The sequence below is a fragment of the Desulfosediminicola sp. genome (genome assembly GCF_048381775.1).
Taxonomy (GTDB): Bacteria; Desulfobacterota; Desulfobulbia; order Desulfobulbales; family Desulfocapsaceae; genus Desulfopila; species Desulfopila ganghwensis.
The window spans coordinates 265,569-286,186 of the sequence record NZ_JBLXGE010000006.1; the positions used below are offsets into that span (position 1 = coordinate 265,569).

A 20,618-nucleotide genomic window follows, 5' to 3' on the forward strand; every position below is an offset into this window, starting at 1 on the left:
GTAAAAAGTTTGATTATCCCTGGCGCTGCTTATGCTTTTTCACCTTACAGGAGACACGCACAACACCGTTACGCTTAAACACTTTACAGTCACTGCATATTTTTTTTACCGATGCACGCACTTTCATAATAATCAAACTCTCATTTTCTCTTTTTGGCGTTTTTTGCCCTAAATGTAACTCTGCCCCTTGTCAAGTCGTATGGGGAGAGTTCTACTGTTACTCTATCACCAGGCAAAATTTTGATAAAATGCATTCGCATTTTTCCTGATATATGGGCTAGAACTTTATGTCCGTTATCGAGCTCCACGCGGAACATAGCGTTCGGCAGTGGCTCGATAATAGTACCTTCAACTTCAATAGCTTCTTCTTTTGCCATGGAGGCTCCTGAAAAAAGTAGATTTCAACTCAAAAGCGAGGAATATAATACATCTCGGGAAAAATGAGAAGTATTATTTGTTCTTCAAACGAAATTTTCACGAGAACTCAATATTAAAGGACCATTGTCGGTCACAGCAACTGAGTGCTCAAAATGTGCTGAAGGCTTCTTGTCAGCTGTAATTACTGTCCAACCGTCACGCAACACCTTTACTTTGTAAGTCCCAAGGTTCACCATCGGCTCGATGGCAAGTACCATACCAGAGATGAGTTTAGGTGAGCGCTCGCCTTGGAAAAAGTTAGGTATTTCCGGCCCTTCATGTAATGCAGTGCCAATTCCATGCCCAACAAACTGACGAACTATGGAAAAGCCCTCTTTTTCAACATAACCTTGAACAGCTTTTGAAATATCGCTAATGCGATTTCCAGGAACAACCTGTTCTATAGCTCTGTCGAGAGACTCCTTCGTCACATCCAAAAGCCGCTGCTTTGCAGAATCTATTTTTCCAATAGGGATGGTAACTGCGGAATCACCATAGTACCCTTTAAACTTTACTCCGAAATCGACAGAAAGAATGTCGCCCTTTCTGAGCTTGCGTTTTCTGGACGGAATGCCGTGAACAACCTCTTCGTTTACAGAAACACACAAACTTCCGGGAAAACCACGGTAGCCCTTGAAAGCCGGGACTGCATTTCTCTTGTGACAGAGAGCCTCAGCCATCTGATCAAGCTCCAGGGTGGTCATTCCCGGTTCAGCTGTTTTTAAAAGCATGCAGAGAGTCTCAGCGACAATCTGATTTGCTTCCTGCATAATTTTTATTTCATCGGGGCTCTTAACCACGATTGATTTTCCGCAACTCGGATCAGCGCAACTCACGTATTACTTCCTACCCCGAATTTTACCCTGCTTCATGAAACCTTCGTAGTTTCGCATGTGCAGATGAGATTCAACCTGCGAAATGGTATCAATACAGACACCAACTACGATAAGCAGAGCTGTTCCCCCAAAGTAGAACGGAATGTTAAATTTGGAGATCATAATCGTAGGCAGTACACATACGGCACTGAGATATATTGCTCCCACCACGGTAAGCCTTGTTAGAACCTTGTCAATAAACTCGGCTGTTTTCTTGCCTGGGCGAATACCCGGGATAAAGCCGCCATTCTTTTTGAGGTTCTCTGCTACATCATCCGGCTTGAAAGTGACTGCTGTATAAAAGAAACAGAAGAACACAATCATGAATGTATAAATAATGTAGTAGTAAACGGTACCTGGATTCAAGGCTGCAGAGGCCTGTTGAACCCAATCAACCTGTATAAAGCTTCCTATGGTGGCAGGAAACATCATGATTGAAGATGCAAAAATCGGTGGAATAACACCAGATACATTAATCTTCAAAGGAAGATGTGAACTTTGTCCACCGTACACCCTGCGTCCGACAACACGCTTCGCGTATTGGATCGGGATTCTTCTCTGTGAAGTCTCGCAAAAAACGATGAGTCCGACAACACAAAACATGAATGCAAGCAGCAACGGAACGAAGAACATTCCTATTTCTCCGGCCTTCACCAACTGAAAAGAGTTGACGATTGCTGAAGGAATACCGGCCACAATACCAGCGAAAATTACCAGGGAGATACCGTTACCAATACCTCTTTCAGTAATTTGCTCGCCAAGCCACATTATAAACGCTGTACCTGAGGTAAGAGTTATAATGGTCATGAGGAGGAAAGGAAGACCCGGATTGAGAACAATGGGCTCTCCTCCAGGACCTGTCATTCCCTCAAGTCCCATGGCGATAAAAGTACCCTGGATAATTGAGAGTACTACTGTGCCGTAACGCGTATATTGCGTGATTTTCCTCTGCCCAGCCTGACCCTCTTTCTTGAGTTGCTCTAGCTGCGGAATAACCACGGTCAGAAGCTGGATGATAATCGATGCACTAATATAAGGCATAATGCCAAGTGCAAAGATGGAGAAATTCTCAAGCGCTCCGCCGGAGAACATATTGAACATTCCAAATAAAGTTCCGGCGTTCTGATTAAAGAAACTTGCCAGTGCTTCGCTGTTAATCCCGGGTGTTGGGATCTGTACACCCATCCGGTAAACAGCCAGCATGATAATTACGAAGAATATTCTCTTACGCAACTCTGGAATGTTAGCAGCATTCTGCAATCCACTCATTGTAAATCCCTATGATCGATCCAAACTTGAAGAAACGCATCACCGGCCAAAGCCGTATCTTATTTAGATACGGCTTCTGCCTGAATTACCTCGCCGCCAGCAGCTTCAATAAGCTCCTTAGCTTTACCACTGATCTTCTCGACCTGGACTTTAACCGGCTTGGTTATAGCACCATTGGCGAGAATCTTAACGAGTTTGCCTGGTTTAACCATTCCAGCCTCAGCGAGAGCAGCACTGGTGATTACATCAGCACCCTCGAAAGCTTCCAGCTGGTCCAGAGAAACAAGTGCGTATTCTTTTTTGAAGATGTTGGTAAAACCACGCTTCGGCAGACGACGCTGCAGAGGCATCTGACCACCTTCGAAACCTGGTTTGATACCGGAACCTGATCTGGACTTGAATCCTTTGTGACCACGACCAGCTGTCTTGCCGTGTCCGGATCCTGGGCCTCTTCCAAGGCGCTTCCTCTGTTTGGTTGCACCTTTCTGAGGAGACAGATTGCTTAAATCCAACATGTTATACCTCCTCGATCTTTACCAGGTGATGCACCTTGGCGAGCATTCCTCGCAGCTCAGGTGTATCTTTTCTGGTAATAGTCTTATTCATTTTGGTAAGCCCAAGCCCGGTCAAAGTAGCGCGCACCTTTTGGGTGCTGCCGATTCCACTTTTGACCAGAGTGAATGTAATTGTCTCGGCCATTTGACTACCTTCTATTTGGAAATTTGAAAAAGCTCCAGGCGCATAAAATAGAATCTGTGCACCTTAAGCTTAAAAATTACGCTGTGATTTCTTCCACAGTTTTACCGCGCAGTTCAGCAATCTTCTGAGCACTACGCAAGCTGCGGAGTCCATCGAGAGTTGCTTTAACCATGTTGTGCGGATTGTGAGAACCAAGGCACTTAGTCAGGATGTTTGAAACACCTGCAGCCTCAAGTACCGCACGAACAGGACCACCGGCAATAAGTCCGGTACCTGCAGATGCCGGCTTGAGCAGAACACTGCCCGCACCGTACTGGCCGATAATCTCATGTGGAATGGAAACATCGGTCAGAGGAACTAGCTGCATATCGCGACGGGCTTTCTCTACACCTTTACGGATCGCCTCAGGAACCTGGTTTGCTTTGCCAAGACCGTAGCCGACTTTTCCTTTACCATCTCCTACAACTACAATGGCACTGAAAGAGAAGCGTCTACCGCCTTTAACGACCTTAGCAACCCTGTTGATAAATACTATCTTTTCGATCAGTTCCTCAGTATTCTCAGCTTTGGAACGTTTGAAATCAGACAAGGGACACCCCCATTATTTTGTATGACATTAAAATTTCAGACCGCCTTCACGGGCCCCTTCTGAAAGCGACTTAACCCGCCCGTGGTAGATGTAACCACCGCGATCGAAGATAACATCTTCAATGCCGGCTGCCTTTGCCCGCTCAGCGATTTTCATTCCAACAGCTTTTGCAGCTCCAGTTTTACTGGCATCATCACCAACAGCGAATTCTTTATCGATGGTGGACATTGCTGCAAGAGTACGACCTGCTACGTCATCAATAATCTGAGCGTAAATGTGCTTGTTGCTTTTAAATACTCTAAGACGTGGCCGCTCGCTTGTACCTGTGATCTTTTTTCGAATTCTACGGACACGCTTCGCTCTCGCGACTGTCCTGGGATTCGTCTTAGCCATAGTTCTATTCCGTTATAAATTTTACCTGCAACGTAAAACGTTACGAGAAATTATTTAGCACCAGCTTTACCGACTTTACGTACGATATGTTCATCTTCGTAGCGAATACCTTTGCCCTTGTATGGCTCAGGTTTTCTGATCTGACGAATCTTGGCGGCGGTAAGGCCGAGGAGATTTTTATCAATAGATTCAAGTGTAATCTTGTTGGCGCCTTCAACGGTTGCCTGCACTTCTTTGGGAAGTGTAAAGTCAACTGGGTTGGAGAATCCTACATTCAAGGTGAGATTGGAACCGGCAACATTTGCCTTGTAACCAACACCTTCGATAATCAAAGTTTTTTTGAAACCTTCGACAACACCAATGATCATGTTGTTTACGAGGCTACGGAACAGACCGCGGAACGCATTTGTTTTTCTGCTTTCGTCACGACCATTTACAATAATTTGATTGTCCTCGAGCTTAATTTCAACTTCAGGACGCGCTTCAAGTTCCAGACTTCCTTTATTCCCGGTAACTGTGATTTGCTGACCCATGATGTCAACTTTCACTCCAGCGGGCACAGGAATTGGTTGCTTACCAATACGAGACATAATTACCTCCTTATTTGCGAAATTACCAAATCTCGCAAATGATCTCCCCGCCAGTGTTCAGGGCCCTTGCTTGTTTATCAGTGATGATGCCTTTCGAAGTAGAAACAATTGCCACACCAAGTCCGGAAAGGACTGTGGGAATTGCGCTTGCTTTGGCATACTTTCGGAGACCAGGCTTACTTACACGTTTAATGCCCCTGATCACAGCTTCACCATCCGGGCCATATTTCAAGGTAAGAGTAAGCGTTCCTTGAACTCCTTTGTCGGAAACTTGATAGTCGTTGATAAAGCCTTCATCTTTCAGAACCTTGGCGATATTCACCTTTACGTTCGATTTAGGCATGTCAACGGTATCAAATTTTACCATTACTGCGTTTCGGATCCTGGTCAGCATATCTGCCAGGGGATCGCTCATTGACATAGCGAACACTCCTTATTCTGTTTAAGTAATCTACTAATCAAACAAAGTTGGTTTTGCTGGTTTACCAACTCGATTTGGTAACACCAGTGATTTCACCACTGGACGCCAGCTTACGGAAACAAATTCTGCAGATACCGAACTTTCTGATGAAAGCTCTAGGACGTCCGCAGATTGGACATCTGTTGTACTTCCGCACACCAAACTTTGGTTTACTTTGTGCCTTAGCAATTATGGATTTCTTAGCCAAAACGACCTCCAGATTTTCTCTTTAGTTATCCTCAGTACAAAAATACCGATTCTATTTTTTGAAGGGCATTCCCATCTTCTTCAGAAGGAAACAAGCTTCTTCGTCAGTATTTGCAGAGGTTACGATTGTGATGTTCAAGCCTTTGATCTTGTCGATCTTATCGTAATCAATCTCTGGGAAGATGATCTGCTCCTTAACACCCATGGAGAAGTTTCCTCTACCATCGAACGTCTTTGGAGAAAGTCCACGGAAGTCACGTACACGTGGCAAGGCGATGTTGACCAGCTTGGAGAAGAAATCTAACATCTTCTCACCACGAAGGGTAACCCTACAACCAATCGGCATTCCCTCACGAAGCTTGAATGTCGCAATGGACTTCTTAGCCTTGGTTACAACTGCACGCTGACCAGCAATTTTGGTCAACTCATCAGCCGCACCCTCAACGATTTTCGGGTTCTGTACAGCTTCACCCAATCCCATATTGAGAATGATCTTCTCAATCTTGGGAACCTGCATGGCATTTTTATAGCCAAATTCCTCTTTGAGAGCCGGAATGGCCTCATTTATATATAATTCTTTCAGCGCACCCATGTATATACTCCTAGCGTGTAAGCCTTATCGTTATATTATTTGGACTCGATGGACTCGCCGCAGCTTTTGCAGTAACGAACCTTGGTGCCATCATCCAGTTCTTTCTTACCGATACGACCAGTCTTGGTGCACTCGGGACAGATAAGCTGGAGATTCGAAACATGGATCGGGGCCTCTTTCTCGACGATCTGGCCCTGCTGGCCCATCTCAGTCGGTTTGGTGTGGCGCTTGATCATGTTAATGCGTTCAACAACCGCCTTATTCTCAGCCGGCAGCACACGTAGGACTTTACCAACGCGGCCCTTATCTTTACCGGCGATCACTTCAACCTGATCATCTTTTTTCAGGTATGTTCTACCCTGTCTCATTTTCAATACCTTTATTCAGTCAATGTATCTCAATGTCGAGAACGATTTGCAATCGGTTAAAGTACTTCCGGGGCCAATGAAATAATTTTCATAAAACCCTGGTTTCTCAGCTCACGGGCAACCGGGCCGAAAATACGAGTACCGACCGGCTCACCGGACCCTGAAAGAATGACTGCTGCGTTCTCGTCGAATTTAACCCAGGTTCCGTCCATGCGTTCCATCTCTTTGGCGGTACGAACGATAACGGCCTTCATGACCTCACCCTTCTTAACCTTGGCGTGCGGAATAGCTTCCTTAACAGCAACCGTGATAACGTCACCAATTCCAGCATAGCGCCTTTTGGAGCCGCCAAGAACTTTGATACACATTACCTTCTTGGCACCGGAGTTATCGGCAACATTGAGTATTGTTTCTGTTTGAATCATAATTTCACCTGATATCTTATCTGTAGCAGTTCAGGCGTTTTCCCCTGGGGAGAAAACGCTTATACAGCCTGCTGCAGTATGGTTTTAACACGCCACCGTTTTTTCTTACTCAGTGGACGACATTCCTCGATAAGAACAGTGTCACCAATGTTGCAACAGTTCTCAGGATCATCAGCCAGGTACTTGACGCTGGTTTTCACATATTTGCCATACAGTTTGTGACGAACCCTGCGCTCGACCCGGACGACAACACTCTTCTCCATTCTGTTGCTAACAACAGAACCGGTTCTTGTCTTTCTGGACTTTGTATTTTCACTCATAATTTAATCAATTCGTGATGTAGTAGTGCGAGGATGTTACCATTTTTAAATTTATTTTGAGGAGCCACCTTACTAAGCGGCTACCTCATTACGAACGGTCTGTATCCTAGCAATATCTTTTCTAATTTTTTTCAAACGCGAGGTATCTTCAAGAGGTCTGATTCTGTGCTGAAATGAAAGATTTCCAAGTTCTTCACACAATTCTTTCTCTTTCTTGATCAATTCTTCGTCGGACATTTTACGAATGTCTACTGCTTTCATAAAGTGGTCCTCCTGGTGATCACTTTTGTTGGGAACGGCAATTTGTTGCCGGCCAGCGTAAGTGCCTTCACGGCAAGTGTCTCATCTACACCAGCAACCTCGTAGAGGATCTTGCCAGGTTTAATTGGTGCTACCCAGTACTCTGGACTACCTTTACCTTTACCCATGCGAGTTTCCGCTGGCTTCTTGGTGATCGGCTTGTCCGGGAATACACGGATCCAAACTTTACCACCACGCTTCATAGTTCTGTTGATGGTAATACGTGCAGCTTCAATCTGCTGGGCGGTCATTTTGCCACAGCCTAAAGCTTTCAAGGCGAATTCACCGAAAGAGATGGAAGATCCGCGGTATGCGGTACCTCTCATTCTTCCTTTGAAGACCTTTCTATGCTTAACCTTTCTTGGACTTAACATCATTTACTCCAGATAAAAATTTGGATGTGTGCTCTGATTGCTGATCCTGGCTTATGCAGCCGGTGCTTCTTTTTCGCTCAGAACTTCGCCTTTAAATATCCAGACTTTTACACCGATAATACCATAAGTGGTATTTGCTTCGGCAAGAGCGTAGTCAACATCCGCACGCAGTGTGTGCAGAGGTACACGGCCCTCACGAACCCATTCGCATCTGGACATCTCAGCACCACCGAGACGACCGGAACAAGAGATCTTGATTCCCTGTACGCCAAAACGAAGTGCGGAGTTAACAGCTTTTTTCATGGCGCGTCTGAAAGCAACACGTCGCTCAAGCTGTGAAGCTATGGATTCTGCGACAAGCTGAGCATCAGCTTCAGGACGACGAACTTCCTGAATATCCAGAGTCACTTTGCGACTTACGAGTTTTTCGAGATCTTTTTTCAGGATCTCAATCTCGGAGCCTTTCTTTCCAATTACGATACCCGGTCTTGCGGTAAAGAGCTTGGCGCGAACTTTCTCGCCGGTACGCTCGATAACGACTTTAGCAAGACCTGCATGCTTAAGACGTTTTTTCAGGAACTTTTTAATTTTCTGGTCTTCGAGCAGATAAGACGAATACTCTTTATCTGCGTACCAGATTGAGTCCCAGGTCCGGGTAATGTTCAGTCTGAGTCCTAGTGGATTTACCTTCTGGCCCAAAACAACCTCCAAAGAGTGCTTAGTCTAAAATTTATTCATTCTCATCAAGAATGACAGTGATATGACTGGTTCTCTTGATGATACCGGTTGCCCGTCCCATTGCCCGCGGACGAATCCTTTTCAGTGATGGGCCACCGTCGATCATTATCGTCTTAACATACAGATTATCAACGTCGGCCTGATCGTCCTGAGTTGCGTTCGCTACTGCAGACTCGATTACCTTACGCAGAATACCCGCTCCCTTCTTAGGCATGAAGCGAAGGGTGGTTATGGCTTGATCTACGTTCATGCCTCTAACCACATCTGCTACCAATCGTGCCTTCTGTGGGGATATTCTAATATATTTCCCTACGGCTCGTGCTTCCATAGTATGTACTCCCAATGAGTCGTACCAGAAACTGTGATGTTTCTATATTATTTTTTACCTTTCTTGTCTGAAGCGTGTCCATAATAGGTTCTGGTCGGTGAAAACTCACCGAGTTTGTGACCTACCATGTTCTCAGAGACAAAAACTGGTATGAATTTTTTTCCATTGTGTACTGCAAAGGTCAGTCCAACCATCTCAGGACTAATGTCCGAGCGACGAGACCAGGTTTTGATAACTTTGCGAGAACCAGACTCTAAAGTCTGCTGGACTTTCCTCATCAGGTGATCGTCAATGAATGGACCCTTCTTAATTGAACGGGACATACGTTACTCCTTGATTATTATGATCTCTTCTTGACAATATACTTGTCTGAAGCCTTCTTCTTCCGGGTCTTGTATCCTTTTGTCGGATAACCCCAAGGAGTACAAGGATGACGTCCACCGGAACTCTTACCTTCACCACCACCCATTGGATGATCAACAGGGTTCATGGCAACACCACGAACGTGTGGTCTATTGCCCTTCCATCTGTTACGACCGGCTTTACCGAGCTTGGCGCTGCCGTGCTCGCTGTTGCCTACGGAACCGATACAGGCGCGACAATTCTTGTGGAATTTTCGAACCTCACCGGAAGGCAGACGTACCAGTACGTATTCACCTTCTTTAGCCATGAGCTGAGCTGAAGCACCAGCTGAACGCACGAGCTGTGCGCCTTTACCGATCTTCATCTCAAGGTTGTGAATAACAGTACCAAGCGGGATATTATTCATCGGCAGGCAGTTGCCGGGCTGGATATCAACGTTATCCCCTGCAACTATTACATCGCCTACAGCAACTCCGTTTGGAGATAAAATGTAACGCTTTTCACCATCCACGTAGCTGAGCAGTGCGATATTAGCAGATCTGTTCGGATCATATTCAATCGCTACCACTTTAGCGTCGATTTCAGTTTTGTCACGCTTGAAATCAATTATACGATATTTACGTTTGTGTCCACCGCCAATGTGGCGTGAGGTAATACGTCCGTAATTGTTTCTTCCGCCGGTCTTTGACAGGCTTGTCACCAGACTTTTTTCCGGGCGTTTGCTGGACAGGTCAGGATTCTTAATTGATACCTGGTGTCGCTTACCGGCTGATGTTGGTTTATATGTCTTAATAGCCATGGTTTCCCAATCGCTCCATCATGATAAAATTAGATAGAATCATTCAATATGAGAGAGTTTACAGCACGTTGATCATTTGCTGATTACAGTTCGTCAGCAAAGTTAATCTCACCTTCAGCGAGGGTAACGTACGCTTTTTTCCAGTCATTGGTCATTCCAATTTTCTGGCCAACCCTCTTCTGCTTTCCGTGCATGTTAGCAGTTCTCACGTCCTTAACTTTAACGTTGAACATGGTCTCAACTGCTTTTTTGATTTCTATCTTGTTCGCCTTGGGATGTACCTTAAAGACGACCTTGCCGCCTTCTTCCTGTAACAAGGCGGCCTTCTCTGTGAGGCAGGGCCCCTTTAAAACGCCGTAGATATTTTTCATGCCATCAACCTCTTCTCAAGGCTTTCTATTACAGGTTTTACAAGGACCAGTTTTTTGTGCAGCAGCACATCGTATACATTGAGTCCTTCCGAAGGCATAACCTTAAAGCCATTTACATTTCTGGATGAAAGCTTCAGGTTATCGTTGTCTCCGTCGATTACGATCAGACCGTTCTCGATCTCAAGCGCCTTCATCACGCCCATGAAATCTTTGGTCTTGATATCTTCCATAGCGAAGTCTTCGAGCACAACCACGTTGTTTTCCTGAAGACGAGCGCTCATGGCCATCGCCAGTGCCTGCTTTTTAACTTTCTTGTTCAGCTTGAAACTGTAATCACGTGGCTTGGGACCGAAAGTTACACCACCACCTCTCCAAATAGGAGAAGTACGGCTACCGGCGCGTGCGCGTCCAGTGCCTTTCTGACGCCATGGCTTGGCTCCACCACCGCTTACTTCAACGCGGGTTTTGGTACAGGCATTACCTGCACGACGGGCAGCGCGCTGCATCCGAACTACATCGTGGAGGATATACTCCTTCACCTCAAGATTGAAAACGTCATCGTTCAGTTCTACCTGACCGACGTTCTCATTCTTGGTGTTAACTACGTTTATAGTTGACATTATTATCTCCTCGAACCTGATCTCGTTCCGACATCAATTATTTGGAAAAAATTTTCAAAAGGCCATTTTTGGCCCCAGGAACAGGTCCCTTAAGCAGAACAACATTCTCATCTGCACGAACATCCATAACAATAACGTTCTTTTTCAGAACGGTATCATTACCCATTCTACCGGGCATCTTCTTTCCCTTCATAACGCGACTCGGCCAGGCTGAGCAACCGATTGAACCTGGTGCTCTATGGAACATGGAGCCATGTGTTGAGCAACCACCTTTAAAGCCGTAGCGCTTGACAACACCCTGGAAACCGCGACCTTTGCTGGTTCCCTGAACGTCAACAACATCACCAACCTTGAAAAGCTCCTCAATGCTGATCTCCTGACCCACCTCGTAAGAAGCGTCCGCAGCTACTCTGAACTCGCGGATGTGGTAGAAGCCATCTGAGTCAGATTTTTTCAAGTGGCCTGCAGTTGGTTTGTTAACCCTTTGCGCTTTCTGCTGGTCGAAACCAACCTGAATTGCGCTGTACCCGTCATTCTCTACAGTTTTAATCTGGAGAATCTTGCAAGGTCCTGCTTCTACAACTGTAACTGGTACTGCCTGCCCCAGTTCGGTGTAGATGCGGGTCATTCCAACCTTTTTTCCTAAAATACCCATTGTCTTTGGCATAATTGCACCCGATGCTTCAATTTACTTTGCAATATCGCCTGCCGGTTAAGGCAGCTTAATTTCAACATCGACGCCAGCGGAGAGCTCGAGTTTCATCAGCAGATCAATAGTCTGCTGGGTAGGCTCAAGGATATCCAGTAAACGACGATGGGTTCTCATTTCAAACTGTTCTCTGGACTTTTTGTCTACATGCGGTGAACGGAGAACACAGAACTTGTTCACAGTAGTCGGCAGAGGAATCGGACCCGCCACAGCAGAGCCGGTCCTTCTTGCTGTCTCTACAATCTCAGAAGTAGACTGGTCGAGCAGTTTATGATCGTAAGCTTTCAAACGAATACGAATTTTTTCTGTAGGTATCATCGTACACCTTTATTTAATAATTTTGCTTACTACGCCGGCACCAACAGTTCTACCACCCTCACGGATAGCAAAACGAAGTCCCTCATCCATAGCGATAGGAGTGATCAGCTCGGCAGTAATAGAAACATTGTCTCCGGGCATGACCATCTCGGTTCCCTCCGGAAGAGTTACTACTCCTGTAACGTCAGTTGTTCTGAAATAGAACTGCGGACGATACCCGTTAAAGAATGGAGTATGACGGCCTCCCTCGTCTTTTCCGAGGATGTAGCTTTCTGCTTCAAACTGGGTGTGCGGAGTAATTGAACCTGGCTTGGCAAGAACCTGACCACGCTCAATATCTTCGCGCTTAACACCGCGCAGCAGAGCACCGATGTTATCACCAGCCTGACCTTCGTCGAGAAGTTTTCTGAACATCTCAACACCGGTACAGGTTGTTTTCTGGGTTTCTTTGATACCGACGATCTCGATTTCTTCACCAACCCTGATGATACCACGCTCAACACGACCGGTTGCAACGGTACCACGACCGGAGATGGAGAAAACGTCCTCGATCGGCATCAGGAATGCCTGATCAACGTCTCGTACAGGCTCTGGGATATACGCATCTACCTGCTCCATGAGCTCCCAGATACATGCTGCTTTCTCAGGATCTTCAGGATTCTCGAGTGCAAGCAGAGCTGAACCCTGTACAAACGGAATATCATCGCCCGGGAACTCGTATTTATCAAGCAGTTCACGAAGTTCCATCTCAACCAGCTCAATCAGTTCCTCATCATCGACCATGTCGCATTTATTAAGGAACACAACGATTGCGGGTACACCAACCTGACGTGCAAGCAGGATATGCTCGCGGGTCTGAGGCATAGCACCATCGGTTGCAGCAACAACCAGAATTGCACCGTCCATCTGTGCTGCACCAGTGATCATGTTCTTGATGTAGTCGGCATGGCCTGGACAATCCACGTGAGCATAGTGACGATTCTCAGTTTCGTACTCTACGTGGGCAGTGGCAATAGTGATTCCACGCTCTTTTTCTTCAGGCGCTTTATCAATATCACTGAAATCAGTGAACTTAGCCTGGCCTTTGGTTGCCAGTACACGAGTAATCGCGGCTGTCAATGTGGTCTTACCGTGATCAATGTGGCCAACAGTGCCGACATTGACATGCGGTTTAGTCCTTTCGAATTTTTCCTTAGCCATAGTAATACCCCAATTTACTTGGACTTAGATCCCTCTGATTTTTTTAATAATTGCCTCTGCCTTGGCAGCGGGTACTATATTATATTCCAGGAATTGCATTGTGAAATTTGCCCTTCCCTGTGTTGCCGACCTCAGTGATGTCGAATATCCGAACATTTCGGCCAACGGTACATGGGCCTTAACGTTCTGCAGATCACCTTCAGCCTCTACACCGACAATCTTGCCGCGCTTACTGTTTAAATCAGCAATCACGTCACCGATGTAATCTTCCGGGGTCAAAACAATCAAATCCATAACCGGCTCTAACAGTGCCGGCTCAGCCTCCGCGGTTGCCCTGCGAATCGCCATGGAAGATGCTACCCCAAATGCCATATCCGAAGATTCGTCTTCATGATATGACCCGCCGCATAATCGTACTTTTATATCTGTAAGCGGGTAACCAATCAGTGGGCCGGAGTCAAGACTATCGCCAACTCCCTTTTCAATAGCTCCCAAAAATTCGGTCGGGATCTGTTCTTCGTCAACGGCGGACTCAAACACAAACCCTTCACCCTGGGCCAGCGGTTCAACTTCGAGAACCACATGACCATACATACCTTTAGCACCAGTCTGTTGGTCAAACTTGCCTTCGGCCTGGCACGCCTTGGTAATGGTCTCCTTATAGGCAACCTGTGGTGTACCGACCTTTGCACCGACTTTGAACTCATGAAGCAGTCGGTGAACAATTATTTCCAGGTGAAGTTCACCCATACCGGAAATAATTGTCTGACCCGTGTCACTATCTGTTGAGATAGTAAATGACGGATCTTCAAGGGCGATTCTTCGGAGAGACTCAGCCAGTTTTTTCTCTTCCGCCTTAGTGCTTGGTTCAATGGCAACCCCAATCACCGGATCCGGGAAATCCATGCTCTCAAGCATGATGTAATCCCCCTTCTCACAAAGCGTATCACCGGTGGTTGTGAACTTCAAACCAACAATGGCGCAGATATCACCAGCTACGACCTCTCGTACCTCTTCGCGTTTGTTTGCGTGCATCTTGAGAATCTTGCTGACCTTCTCCTGCTTTTTCTTAGCCGGATTGAAGACCTTATCCCCCACAGCCAGTTTACCGGAGTAAATTCTGACAAAGGCGAGATTCTCAACAAACGCATCGCTCATCAGCTTGAATACCAACCCGGCAAAAGCTTCATTAGGGTCGGTTTTCCTGGTGACCTCTTCCCCGTCCTTATCTATTCCGTCAATAGCCGGAACATCAAGAGGTGAAGGAAGATAGTCGACCACTGCATCGAGCAGAGGCTGGACACCTTTATTCTTAAACGCACTCCCACACAACACTGGTACGAGATCCAAACCCAATGTTGCCTTTCTGAGAGCGTTATAGATCTCAGTCGCAGATACTTTCGTATCACTCAAGTATTTTTCCATGACATCCTCATCGAAGTCGGCCAACTTCTCGAGGAGTGCCATACGTGCGGCCGTGAAATCATTAGTGTATTCGGCAGGAATATCTTTCTCTACAACTTCCTGACCAAGAGTGTGCTCTGTAAAGGAGAGCATCTTCTCTTTAACGAGGTCTATCACCCCTTCAAACTCGGCTTCAGCGCCGACGGGGATCTGGATTGGAACCGCGTTGGCTCCAAGCCTGCCCTCTATCATCGAAACACAACGTTCGAAATTAGCCCCGACGCGGTCCATCTTGTTAACGAACGCTATTCTCGGGATATGGTACTTGTTGGCCTGCCGCCATACAGTCTCTGACTGCGGTTCGACACCGCCTACGGCACAAAATACTGCGATCGCACCGTCAAGCACCCGCAGGGAACGTTCGACCTCAACTGTGAAGTCTACGTGACCCGGCGTATCGATGATATTAATTTTTTTATCATGCCAGTAACAGGTCGTTGCTGCCGAGGTAATGGTAATACCTCTTTCCTGTTCCTGCTCCATCCAGTCCATAACGGCTGTGCCTTCATGAACTTCGCCTAACTTATGCGAACGACCTGTGTAATAGAGTATGCGCTCCGTGGTCGTTGTCTTACCAGCATCGATGTGCGCCATGATGCCGATATTACGGACGTCTGTCAGCTCAACCTGGGTTGCCATCGCCCTCCCTCAAATAAAGAAATTAAGTAAGTGCTGATGCCAACCCATGGCATCGCTCGATGTCGTCTATCTGCCCTACCAGCGGTAGTGGGCAAAAGCCTTGTTGGCTTCAGCCATACGATGCGTATCGTCACGCTTTTTAACAGCCGCGCCACGATTATTGTATGCATCGATGAACTCTGCAGCAAGCTTCTCAGACATAGACTTGCCTGAGCGAGACTTTGCGAAGCCGATAATCCAGCGGATTGCCAATGCGTTTCTACGGGTCTGGCGAACTTCCATCGGCACCTGGTAGGTAGCACCACCAACACGGCGGGACTTAACTTCTACCTTAGGCCGAACGTTCTCCATTGCTCCTTCGAAGACGTTGATAGCATCATCATCCTGCACTCTACTGTCAACGAGATCCATCGCATCGTAAAAGATACGCATTGCGAGGCTCTTCTTACCACGCTCCATCAGACCGTTGGTAAACTTACTCACCAGCACGCTGTTGAAACGAGGATCAGTGTCGATCGGACGCCGACTAATTACTTTTCTACGAGACATATTAATTTTTCTCCATCAGGCCCCGCCCCCCACTAGGAAGGACGCTTGGCTCCATACTTTGAACGACCCTGACGCCTATCGGAAACACCAAGGGAGTCGAGGGTACCACGTACGATGTGATAGCGAACACCAGGAAGATCTTTTACTCTACCGCCACGGATCAACACAACCGAGTGCTCCTGCAGATTGTGTCCGATACCCGGAATGTAGGATGTTACTTCAATACCGTTTGTAAGTCTTACCCTGGCAACTTTACGAAGCGCTGAGTTTGGCTTTTTCGGTGTAGTAGTGTAAACCCTTACACATACACCCCTTTTCTGCGGAGAACCTTTCAAGGCGGGAGTGTTTGTCTTCTTGACAATCTTCTTTCTGCCACGCCTAACGAGTTGGTTAATAGTTGGCATTGCGTCTACTGCTCCTGTTTGAATAACAGTTAATATATAATTTCTGACAAACCAGTTACGGATCTCGCCACTAAAAATTTTGCACGAAAGAGATGATATTTACCCTAACGCCATTGGAGTGTCAAGACCAAATAGTACTTCAACCTAAATTTAACATGCTTTAGCTACCGACCGTCAAGACCAGTACCGGCAGAAATTAACCGGCCCATGATGACATTCTCCTTAAGTCCGGCAAGTTCGTCAACTTTTCCGGCCATAGCCGCATTGGTCAGAACTTTCGTGGTCTCCTGGAAGGATGCCGCCGAGATAAAACTCTCGGTTGACAGTGAAGCCTTTGTTACACCGAGGAGCAGAGGTTCCGCTACCGCAGGCATCAGTCCTTCGCTCATCAGCTTATCACGCTCTTCTTCAAACTTCCACCACTCGACCTGCTCACCTATCATGAACTTCGAGTCTCCTGCGGAAGTAATCATTACGCGCTTCAGCATCTGGCGTACAATGACCTCGATGTGCTTATCATTGATTTTAACACCCTGCAGACGATATACTTCCTGAATCTCATTCACCAGGAATTTCGCCAGCTCTTTGACACCCAGTACGCTGAGGATGTCGTTGGGAACTACGGTACCCTCCATCAGGGGTTCACCAGCCTGCACATAATCACCTTCGTGCACGATGATATGCTTGGATTTCGGTACCAGGTACTCTTCGGACTCACCATATTCAGGGGTAACTACAACCCTGCGCTTGCCTTTCAGTTCCTTACCGAAACTTACCCTGCCGTCAATCTTGGAGATAACCGCAGGCTCCTTTGGCTTACGAACCTCAAACAGCTCTGCAACCCTTGGCAGACCACCTGTAATATCCTTGGTTTTAGAAGATTCCCGTGGAATCTTACCAACAATAGTACCTGGCTGGATCTCGTCACCTTCGTTAACTGAGATAATAGAACCAACCGGTAGGCTGTAACGGGCATGCACTTCTGAATTCGGAAGCTTCAGGGTTTTGCCGCGCTCGTTCTTTACAGAAACACGCGGGTTGAGTTGCGCGCTGCTACTGGAGTGAGTGATAACCTTGGAAGACTTACCTGTTACAGGATCAACTTTCTCCTGCATGGAAATACCTTCAAGTACATCACCGTAGCGGATAATACCACCGACCTCTGAAACGATCGGAATGGTATAGGCATCCCAGTCGGCCAGGATGGTACCCGGCTCAACCTCTGCTCCTTCAGCAACGAGAAGCTGCGCACCGTAATTCACTTTAAAACGCTCGCGGTCACGCTCAAGTTCGTCCACAACAACAATTTCTGCGTTACGGTTCATTACGATCTTGATGCCCTCGGCATTCACAACGGAGTGCAGATTCCTGAATTCTACCTTACCACCACGTTGAGTCTGAATCTCGGCCTGTTCAACAGAACGAGATGCAGTACCACCGATATGGAAGGTACGCATTGTCAGCTGTGTACCAGGTTCACCGATGGATTGTGCAGCGATAACACCAATCGCTTCGCCTCTGTTCACCATATGTCCACGGCCGAGGTCTCGACCATAGCACAGTGCACAGACACCGCGTTTGGAACGGCAGGTAAGCACCGAGCGAATCATGACACGGTCGATACCCGCTTCATTGATTTCCTCGATTTTACTCTCGGTGATCTCTTCACCAGCTTCGACTATAGTGTCGTTGGTGTAAGGATCAACCACGTCCTCCAAGGCAACACGTCCGAGAATTCTGTCACCAAGTGGTACGATAACTTCACCGCCATCCAATAGCGGCTCGGCTTCGATACCATCCAGGGTGAGGCAATCGCTTTCGACGATGGTCACTTCCTGGGCCACATCAACCAGGCGACGGGTCAAATAACCAGAGTTCGCAGTTTTAAGCGCGGTATCCGCAAGACCTTTACGGGCACCGTGAGTAGATGTGAAATACTCGAGTACGCCAAGCCCCTCACGGAAGTTCGCTTTAATCGGGGTCTCAATGATCGCACCGGAAGGTTTGGCCATCAGACCACGCATACCAGCCAGCTGCCTGATCTGGTCGCGGGACCCCCTTGCGCCGGAGTCGGCCATGATGAATACAGAGTTAAAGCTTGGTCCTTCCTCGATCTCGCCGTCTTTGTTGGTGAAAGATTCGACTTTAATCTCATCCATCATCTCGTTGGCGACATCTTCGGATGCCTTGGACCAGATATCAACAACCTTGTTATACTTCTCACCAGCAGTAATCAGACCGTCATTGTATTGCTGTTCTACATCGAGTACATCACCTTCTGCCTGCTCAACGAGTTCCACTTTCTTTTCGGGAATTCTCATATCGTCGATGCAGATAGAGATACCGGCACGGGTTGCATACTCATAGCCAGTATCTTTTAGGCGATCGGCAAGGATAACTGTATCCTTGGTTCCGGCTTTACGATAGGTGTAATCAATAAGGGCGGCAAGAGCCTTCTTACTCATCACTTTGTTCATCTCTACAAAGGGCACAGACTTCGGTACAAACTCCGCGAGCACGATTCTACCCATGGTAGTATCAATGATCTCGCCGTTCTTTCTGATCTTTACTCGCGCCTGCAGATCAATTTCGCCATAATCATAGGCGATACGAGCCTCGTCCTCATTAGAGAAGACCTTGCCCTCACCCTTGGCGTTGATACGTTCACGGGTCATATAATAAAGACCGAGAACAATATCCTGAGACGGAATAATGATCGGCTCGCCATTGGCTGGAGAGAGGATGTTGTTGGTGGACATCATCAGAACACGAGCTTCCACCTGGGCCTCAACAGACAGTGGTACGTGAACCGCCATCTGATCGCCATCAAAGTCAGCATTGAAGGCGGCACAGACCAGTGGATGAAGCTGAATAGCCTTACCCTCGATCAATACTGCCTCAAAGGCCTGCATACCAAGTCTATGCAGGGTAGGCGCGCGGTTGAGGATTACCGGGTATTCGGTAACAACCTCCTCCAGTACGTCCCATACCTCCTTAACCTCTTTCTCCACCATCTTTCTTGCACTTTTGATGGTGGTAACGAAGCCTTTTCTCTCAAGCTTATTGTAAATAAACGGCTTGAACAGCTCCAATGCCATCTTCTTCGGAATACCGCACTGATGCAGACGCAGGTGAGGTCCAACAACAATTACTGAACGACCTGAATAATCTACACGTTTACCAAGAAGGTTCTGGCGGAAACGTCCCTGCTTACCCTTAAGCATATCGGCCAGGGATTTAAGCGGACGCTTGTTGGCACCTGTGATGACACGGCCTCTTCTACCATTATCGAAAAGGACATCCACAGCCTCCTGCAGCATACGCTTCTCGTTACGGATAATGATATCAGGCGCATCGAGTTCAAGCAGTCGCTTAAGGCGGTTGTTACGGTTAATTACACGGCGGTACAGATCATTGAGATCTGAAGTCGCGAAACGACCACCCTCCAGAGGTACCAGCGGACGAAGATCCGGTGGAAGAACCGGGATAATTTCGAGAATCATCCACTCAGGCTGATTACCGGAATCGCGGAATGCCTCAACCACGAAAAGGCGCTTACCCAACTTCTGACGCTTGGTCTGAGAGTTGGTGTTGGCCATCTCCTCGCGTAGCTGTGCGGCAAGCTCAACGAGACGTGTAGCCGCAAGCAGTTCACGAATAGCTTCTGCGCCTATACCTACCCGGAACTGTGCTGGATACTCTTCACGGGCCTGACGGAATTTTTCTTCGGTAAGAAGAGAACCAACCGGAATAGCCTCGGTTTCGGACTCGACGACAGCATACTGCTCGAAGTAGAGAATCTTCTCGAGCTGCTTTAATGTCATGTCAAGAACCGCACCGATCTTACTCGGCAGACTCTTTAAAAACCAGATATGTGCAACAGGTGCAGCGAGCTTGATATGGCCAAGACGTTCACGACGAACCTTGGACTGAATCACCTCAACGCCACATTTTTCACAAACGACACCGCGGTGCTTCATGCGCTTGTACTTACCGCAGTTACACTCGAAATCTTTGACCGGGCCAAAAATCTTGGCGCAAAAAAGACCGTCTCTTTCTGGCTTGAACGTTCTATAATTAATGGTCTCCGGCTTCTTAACTTCACCGTGTGACCAATCCATTATTTTCTCTGGTGAGGCCAGCGAAATTCTAACGCTTTTAAATTTAGTAGGGGCTTTCGGTTTTTGAAAAAAATTGAATAATTCTTCCACGAAATCACCTCTCCCTCATATTTTAGG

General features: G+C 47.1%; 30 protein-coding genes. All 30 read right to left on the reverse strand.

The annotated features are described in order from the left end of the window. Positions 1-13: 13 nt before the first annotated feature. Positions 14-127 (reverse strand): 50S ribosomal protein L36, encoded by a 114-nt coding sequence (gene rpmJ, locus ACN5NT_RS12245; protein ID WP_136798063.1) that lies wholly within the window; start codon positions 125-127, stop codon positions 14-16. A gap of 13 nt (positions 128-140) precedes the next feature. Then, the gene (gene infA / locus ACN5NT_RS12250) at positions 141-377 is read right to left on the reverse strand and encodes a translation initiation factor IF-1 (RefSeq protein WP_136798064.1); all 237 of its coding nucleotides are present in this window, start codon (positions 375-377) and stop codon (positions 141-143) included. Between the two features lie 84 nt (positions 378-461). Continuing rightward, entirely contained in the window at positions 462-1,253 is a 792-nt protein-coding gene (gene map, locus ACN5NT_RS12255; RefSeq protein ID WP_228721397.1) for a type I methionyl aminopeptidase, read from the reverse strand. 3 nt (positions 1,254-1,256) lie between these two features. After that, positions 1,257-2,561, reverse strand: coding sequence for a preprotein translocase subunit SecY (gene secY / locus ACN5NT_RS12260; RefSeq protein ID WP_136798065.1), 1,305 nt, complete (start codon positions 2,559-2,561; stop codon positions 1,257-1,259). A gap of 59 nt (positions 2,562-2,620) precedes the next feature. Continuing rightward, positions 2,621-3,073, reverse strand: a complete 453-nt coding sequence (gene rplO / locus ACN5NT_RS12265; RefSeq protein ID WP_136798142.1) for a 50S ribosomal protein L15 — start codon at positions 3,071-3,073, stop codon at positions 2,621-2,623. Positions 3,074-3,077: 4 nt separating this feature from the next. Further along, positions 3,078-3,260, reverse strand: coding sequence for a 50S ribosomal protein L30 (gene rpmD / locus ACN5NT_RS12270; protein WP_136798066.1), 183 nt, complete (start codon positions 3,258-3,260; stop codon positions 3,078-3,080). Positions 3,261-3,336: 76 nt separating this feature from the next. Continuing rightward, complete coding sequence (gene rpsE, locus ACN5NT_RS12275; protein WP_419175616.1) at positions 3,337-3,849, reverse strand: 30S ribosomal protein S5; 513 nt, start codon at positions 3,847-3,849, stop codon at positions 3,337-3,339. Positions 3,850-3,876: 27 nt separating this feature from the next. Continuing rightward, positions 3,877-4,242, reverse strand: coding sequence for a 50S ribosomal protein L18 (gene rplR / locus ACN5NT_RS12280; protein ID WP_419175617.1), 366 nt, complete (start codon positions 4,240-4,242; stop codon positions 3,877-3,879). Between the two features lie 50 nt (positions 4,243-4,292). Then, a complete protein-coding gene (gene rplF, locus ACN5NT_RS12285; protein ID WP_136798069.1) occupies positions 4,293-4,832 on the reverse strand; it encodes a 50S ribosomal protein L6 in 540 nt (179 codons plus the stop codon). A 22-nt stretch (positions 4,833-4,854) separates the two neighbouring features. Beyond that, positions 4,855-5,253 (reverse strand): 30S ribosomal protein S8, encoded by a 399-nt coding sequence (gene rpsH / locus ACN5NT_RS12290; protein ID WP_136798070.1) that lies wholly within the window; start codon positions 5,251-5,253, stop codon positions 4,855-4,857. Between the two features lie 61 nt (positions 5,254-5,314). Next, positions 5,315-5,500: a type Z 30S ribosomal protein S14 gene (locus tag ACN5NT_RS12295; RefSeq protein WP_136798071.1), complete on the reverse strand. Its 186-nt coding sequence runs from the start codon at positions 5,498-5,500 to the stop codon at positions 5,315-5,317. 51 nt (positions 5,501-5,551) lie between these two features. Beyond that, positions 5,552-6,091, reverse strand: coding sequence for a 50S ribosomal protein L5 (gene rplE, locus ACN5NT_RS12300; RefSeq protein WP_136798072.1), 540 nt, complete (start codon positions 6,089-6,091; stop codon positions 5,552-5,554). A 35-nt stretch (positions 6,092-6,126) separates the two neighbouring features. Beyond that, the gene (gene rplX, locus ACN5NT_RS12305) at positions 6,127-6,459 is read right to left on the reverse strand and encodes a 50S ribosomal protein L24 (RefSeq protein WP_136798073.1); all 333 of its coding nucleotides are present in this window, start codon (positions 6,457-6,459) and stop codon (positions 6,127-6,129) included. A gap of 56 nt (positions 6,460-6,515) precedes the next feature. After that, positions 6,516-6,884 carry a 50S ribosomal protein L14 gene (gene rplN, locus ACN5NT_RS12310; RefSeq protein ID WP_136798074.1) on the reverse strand — a complete coding sequence of 123 codons (369 nt, stop codon included), beginning with the start codon at positions 6,882-6,884 and terminating at the stop codon, positions 6,516-6,518. A gap of 59 nt (positions 6,885-6,943) precedes the next feature. Continuing rightward, positions 6,944-7,204, reverse strand: coding sequence for a 30S ribosomal protein S17 (rpsQ, locus tag ACN5NT_RS12315; RefSeq protein WP_136798075.1), 261 nt, complete (start codon positions 7,202-7,204; stop codon positions 6,944-6,946). Positions 7,205-7,276: 72 nt separating this feature from the next. Beyond that, positions 7,277-7,465 (reverse strand): 50S ribosomal protein L29, encoded by a 189-nt coding sequence (gene rpmC / locus ACN5NT_RS12320; RefSeq protein WP_136798076.1) that lies wholly within the window; start codon positions 7,463-7,465, stop codon positions 7,277-7,279. Then, a complete protein-coding gene (rplP, locus tag ACN5NT_RS12325; protein ID WP_136798143.1) occupies positions 7,462-7,878 on the reverse strand; it encodes a 50S ribosomal protein L16 in 417 nt (138 codons plus the stop codon). The genes rpmC and rplP overlap by 4 nt, the downstream gene beginning before the upstream one ends. A gap of 51 nt (positions 7,879-7,929) precedes the next feature. After that, positions 7,930-8,577 carry a 30S ribosomal protein S3 gene (gene rpsC / locus ACN5NT_RS12330; RefSeq protein ID WP_419175618.1) on the reverse strand — a complete coding sequence of 216 codons (648 nt, stop codon included), beginning with the start codon at positions 8,575-8,577 and terminating at the stop codon, positions 7,930-7,932. A gap of 31 nt (positions 8,578-8,608) precedes the next feature. Further along, a complete protein-coding gene (gene rplV, locus ACN5NT_RS12335; RefSeq protein ID WP_136798078.1) occupies positions 8,609-8,944 on the reverse strand; it encodes a 50S ribosomal protein L22 in 336 nt (111 codons plus the stop codon). Positions 8,945-8,991: 47 nt separating this feature from the next. Then, entirely contained in the window at positions 8,992-9,267 is a 276-nt protein-coding gene (gene rpsS / locus ACN5NT_RS12340; protein ID WP_136798079.1) for a 30S ribosomal protein S19, read from the reverse strand. Between the two features lie 17 nt (positions 9,268-9,284). Further along, entirely contained in the window at positions 9,285-10,106 is an 822-nt protein-coding gene (gene rplB, locus ACN5NT_RS12345) for a 50S ribosomal protein L2 (RefSeq protein WP_136798080.1), read from the reverse strand. Positions 10,107-10,189: 83 nt separating this feature from the next. After that, the gene (locus ACN5NT_RS12350) at positions 10,190-10,477 is read right to left on the reverse strand and encodes a 50S ribosomal protein L23 (RefSeq protein WP_136798081.1); all 288 of its coding nucleotides are present in this window, start codon (positions 10,475-10,477) and stop codon (positions 10,190-10,192) included. Then, on the reverse strand, positions 10,474-11,097 hold the full coding sequence (gene rplD, locus ACN5NT_RS12355; protein ID WP_136798082.1) for a 50S ribosomal protein L4: 624 nt from the start codon (positions 11,095-11,097) through the stop codon (positions 10,474-10,476). The genes ACN5NT_RS12350 and rplD overlap by 4 nt, the downstream gene beginning before the upstream one ends. A 37-nt stretch (positions 11,098-11,134) precedes the next feature. Next, positions 11,135-11,764 carry a 50S ribosomal protein L3 gene (rplC, locus tag ACN5NT_RS12360; RefSeq protein WP_419175619.1) on the reverse strand — a complete coding sequence of 210 codons (630 nt, stop codon included), beginning with the start codon at positions 11,762-11,764 and terminating at the stop codon, positions 11,135-11,137. A 45-nt stretch (positions 11,765-11,809) separates the two neighbouring features. Further along, positions 11,810-12,121 (reverse strand): 30S ribosomal protein S10, encoded by a 312-nt coding sequence (gene rpsJ / locus ACN5NT_RS12365; RefSeq protein WP_176360112.1) that lies wholly within the window; start codon positions 12,119-12,121, stop codon positions 11,810-11,812. Between the two features lie 12 nt (positions 12,122-12,133). Continuing rightward, complete coding sequence (tuf, locus tag ACN5NT_RS12370; RefSeq protein ID WP_136798084.1) at positions 12,134-13,324, reverse strand: elongation factor Tu; 1,191 nt, start codon at positions 13,322-13,324, stop codon at positions 12,134-12,136. A 24-nt stretch (positions 13,325-13,348) separates the two neighbouring features. Continuing rightward, entirely contained in the window at positions 13,349-15,427 is a 2,079-nt protein-coding gene (gene fusA, locus ACN5NT_RS12375; protein ID WP_136798085.1) for an elongation factor G, read from the reverse strand. A gap of 75 nt (positions 15,428-15,502) precedes the next feature. Next, a complete protein-coding gene (rpsG, locus tag ACN5NT_RS12380) occupies positions 15,503-15,976 on the reverse strand; it encodes a 30S ribosomal protein S7 (RefSeq protein WP_136798086.1) in 474 nt (157 codons plus the stop codon). Between the two features lie 32 nt (positions 15,977-16,008). Beyond that, on the reverse strand, positions 16,009-16,380 hold the full coding sequence (gene rpsL / locus ACN5NT_RS12385; RefSeq protein ID WP_136798087.1) for a 30S ribosomal protein S12: 372 nt from the start codon (positions 16,378-16,380) through the stop codon (positions 16,009-16,011). Positions 16,381-16,544: 164 nt separating this feature from the next. Further along, positions 16,545-20,591: a DNA-directed RNA polymerase subunit beta' gene (gene rpoC / locus ACN5NT_RS12390; protein WP_419175620.1), complete on the reverse strand. Its 4,047-nt coding sequence runs from the start codon at positions 20,589-20,591 to the stop codon at positions 16,545-16,547. Between the last annotated feature and the right edge of the window lie 27 nt (positions 20,592-20,618).

Bases quoted from the DNA above. Each gene is read 5' to 3' on its own strand.
- rplB (WP_136798080.1), bottom strand. From the start codon at position 10,106: ATGGCTATTAAGACATATAAACCAACATCAGCCGGTAAGCGACACCAG.
- rplC (WP_419175619.1), bottom strand. From the start codon at position 11,764: ATGCCAAAGACAATGGGTATTTTAGGAAAAAAGGTTGGAATGACCCGC.
- rplD (WP_136798082.1), bottom strand. From the start codon at position 11,097: ATGTCAACTATAAACGTAGTTAACACCAAGAATGAGAACGTCGGTCAG.
- rplE (WP_136798072.1), bottom strand. From the start codon at position 6,091: ATGGGTGCGCTGAAAGAATTATATATAAATGAGGCCATTCCGGCTCTC.
- rpmC (WP_136798076.1), bottom strand. From the start codon at position 7,465: ATGAAAGCAGTAGACATTCGTAAAATGTCCGACGAAGAATTGATCAAG.
- secY (WP_136798065.1), bottom strand. From the start codon at position 2,561: ATGAGTGGATTGCAGAATGCTGCTAACATTCCAGAGTTGCGTAAGAGA.
- rplF (WP_136798069.1), bottom strand. From the start codon at position 4,832: ATGTCTCGTATTGGTAAGCAACCAATTCCTGTGCCCGCTGGAGTGAAA.
- rpsG (WP_136798086.1), bottom strand. From the start codon at position 15,976: ATGTCTCGTAGAAAAGTAATTAGTCGGCGTCCGATCGACACTGATCCT.
- fusA (WP_136798085.1), bottom strand. From the start codon at position 15,427: ATGGCAACCCAGGTTGAGCTGACAGACGTCCGTAATATCGGCATCATG.
- rpsH (WP_136798070.1), bottom strand. From the start codon at position 5,253: ATGTCAATGAGCGATCCCCTGGCAGATATGCTGACCAGGATCCGAAAC.
- rplP (WP_136798143.1), bottom strand. From the start codon at position 7,878: ATGTTAAGTCCAAGAAAGGTTAAGCATAGAAAGGTCTTCAAAGGAAGA.
- rpsQ (WP_136798075.1), bottom strand. From the start codon at position 7,204: ATGAGTGAAAATACAAAGTCCAGAAAGACAAGAACCGGTTCTGTTGTT.
- ACN5NT_RS12350 (WP_136798081.1), bottom strand. From the start codon at position 10,477: ATGAAAAATATCTACGGCGTTTTAAAGGGGCCCTGCCTCACAGAGAAG.
- rpsS (WP_136798079.1), bottom strand. From the start codon at position 9,267: ATGTCCCGTTCAATTAAGAAGGGTCCATTCATTGACGATCACCTGATG.
- rplR (WP_419175617.1), bottom strand. From the start codon at position 4,242: ATGGCTAAGACGAATCCCAGGACAGTCGCGAGAGCGAAGCGTGTCCGT.
- rpmJ (WP_136798063.1), bottom strand. From the start codon at position 127: ATGAAAGTGCGTGCATCGGTAAAAAAAATATGCAGTGACTGTAAAGTG.
- rplN (WP_136798074.1), bottom strand. From the start codon at position 6,884: ATGATTCAAACAGAAACAATACTCAATGTTGCCGATAACTCCGGTGCC.
- rpmD (WP_136798066.1), bottom strand. From the start codon at position 3,260: ATGGCCGAGACAATTACATTCACTCTGGTCAAAAGTGGAATCGGCAGC.
- tuf (WP_136798084.1), bottom strand. From the start codon at position 13,324: ATGGCTAAGGAAAAATTCGAAAGGACTAAACCGCATGTCAATGTCGGC.
- infA (WP_136798064.1), bottom strand. From the start codon at position 377: ATGGCAAAAGAAGAAGCTATTGAAGTTGAAGGTACTATTATCGAGCCA.
- rpsL (WP_136798087.1), bottom strand. From the start codon at position 16,380: ATGCCAACTATTAACCAACTCGTTAGGCGTGGCAGAAAGAAGATTGTC.
- rplX (WP_136798073.1), bottom strand. From the start codon at position 6,459: ATGAGACAGGGTAGAACATACCTGAAAAAAGATGATCAGGTTGAAGTG.
- rplV (WP_136798078.1), bottom strand. From the start codon at position 8,944: ATGGAAGCACGAGCCGTAGGGAAATATATTAGAATATCCCCACAGAAG.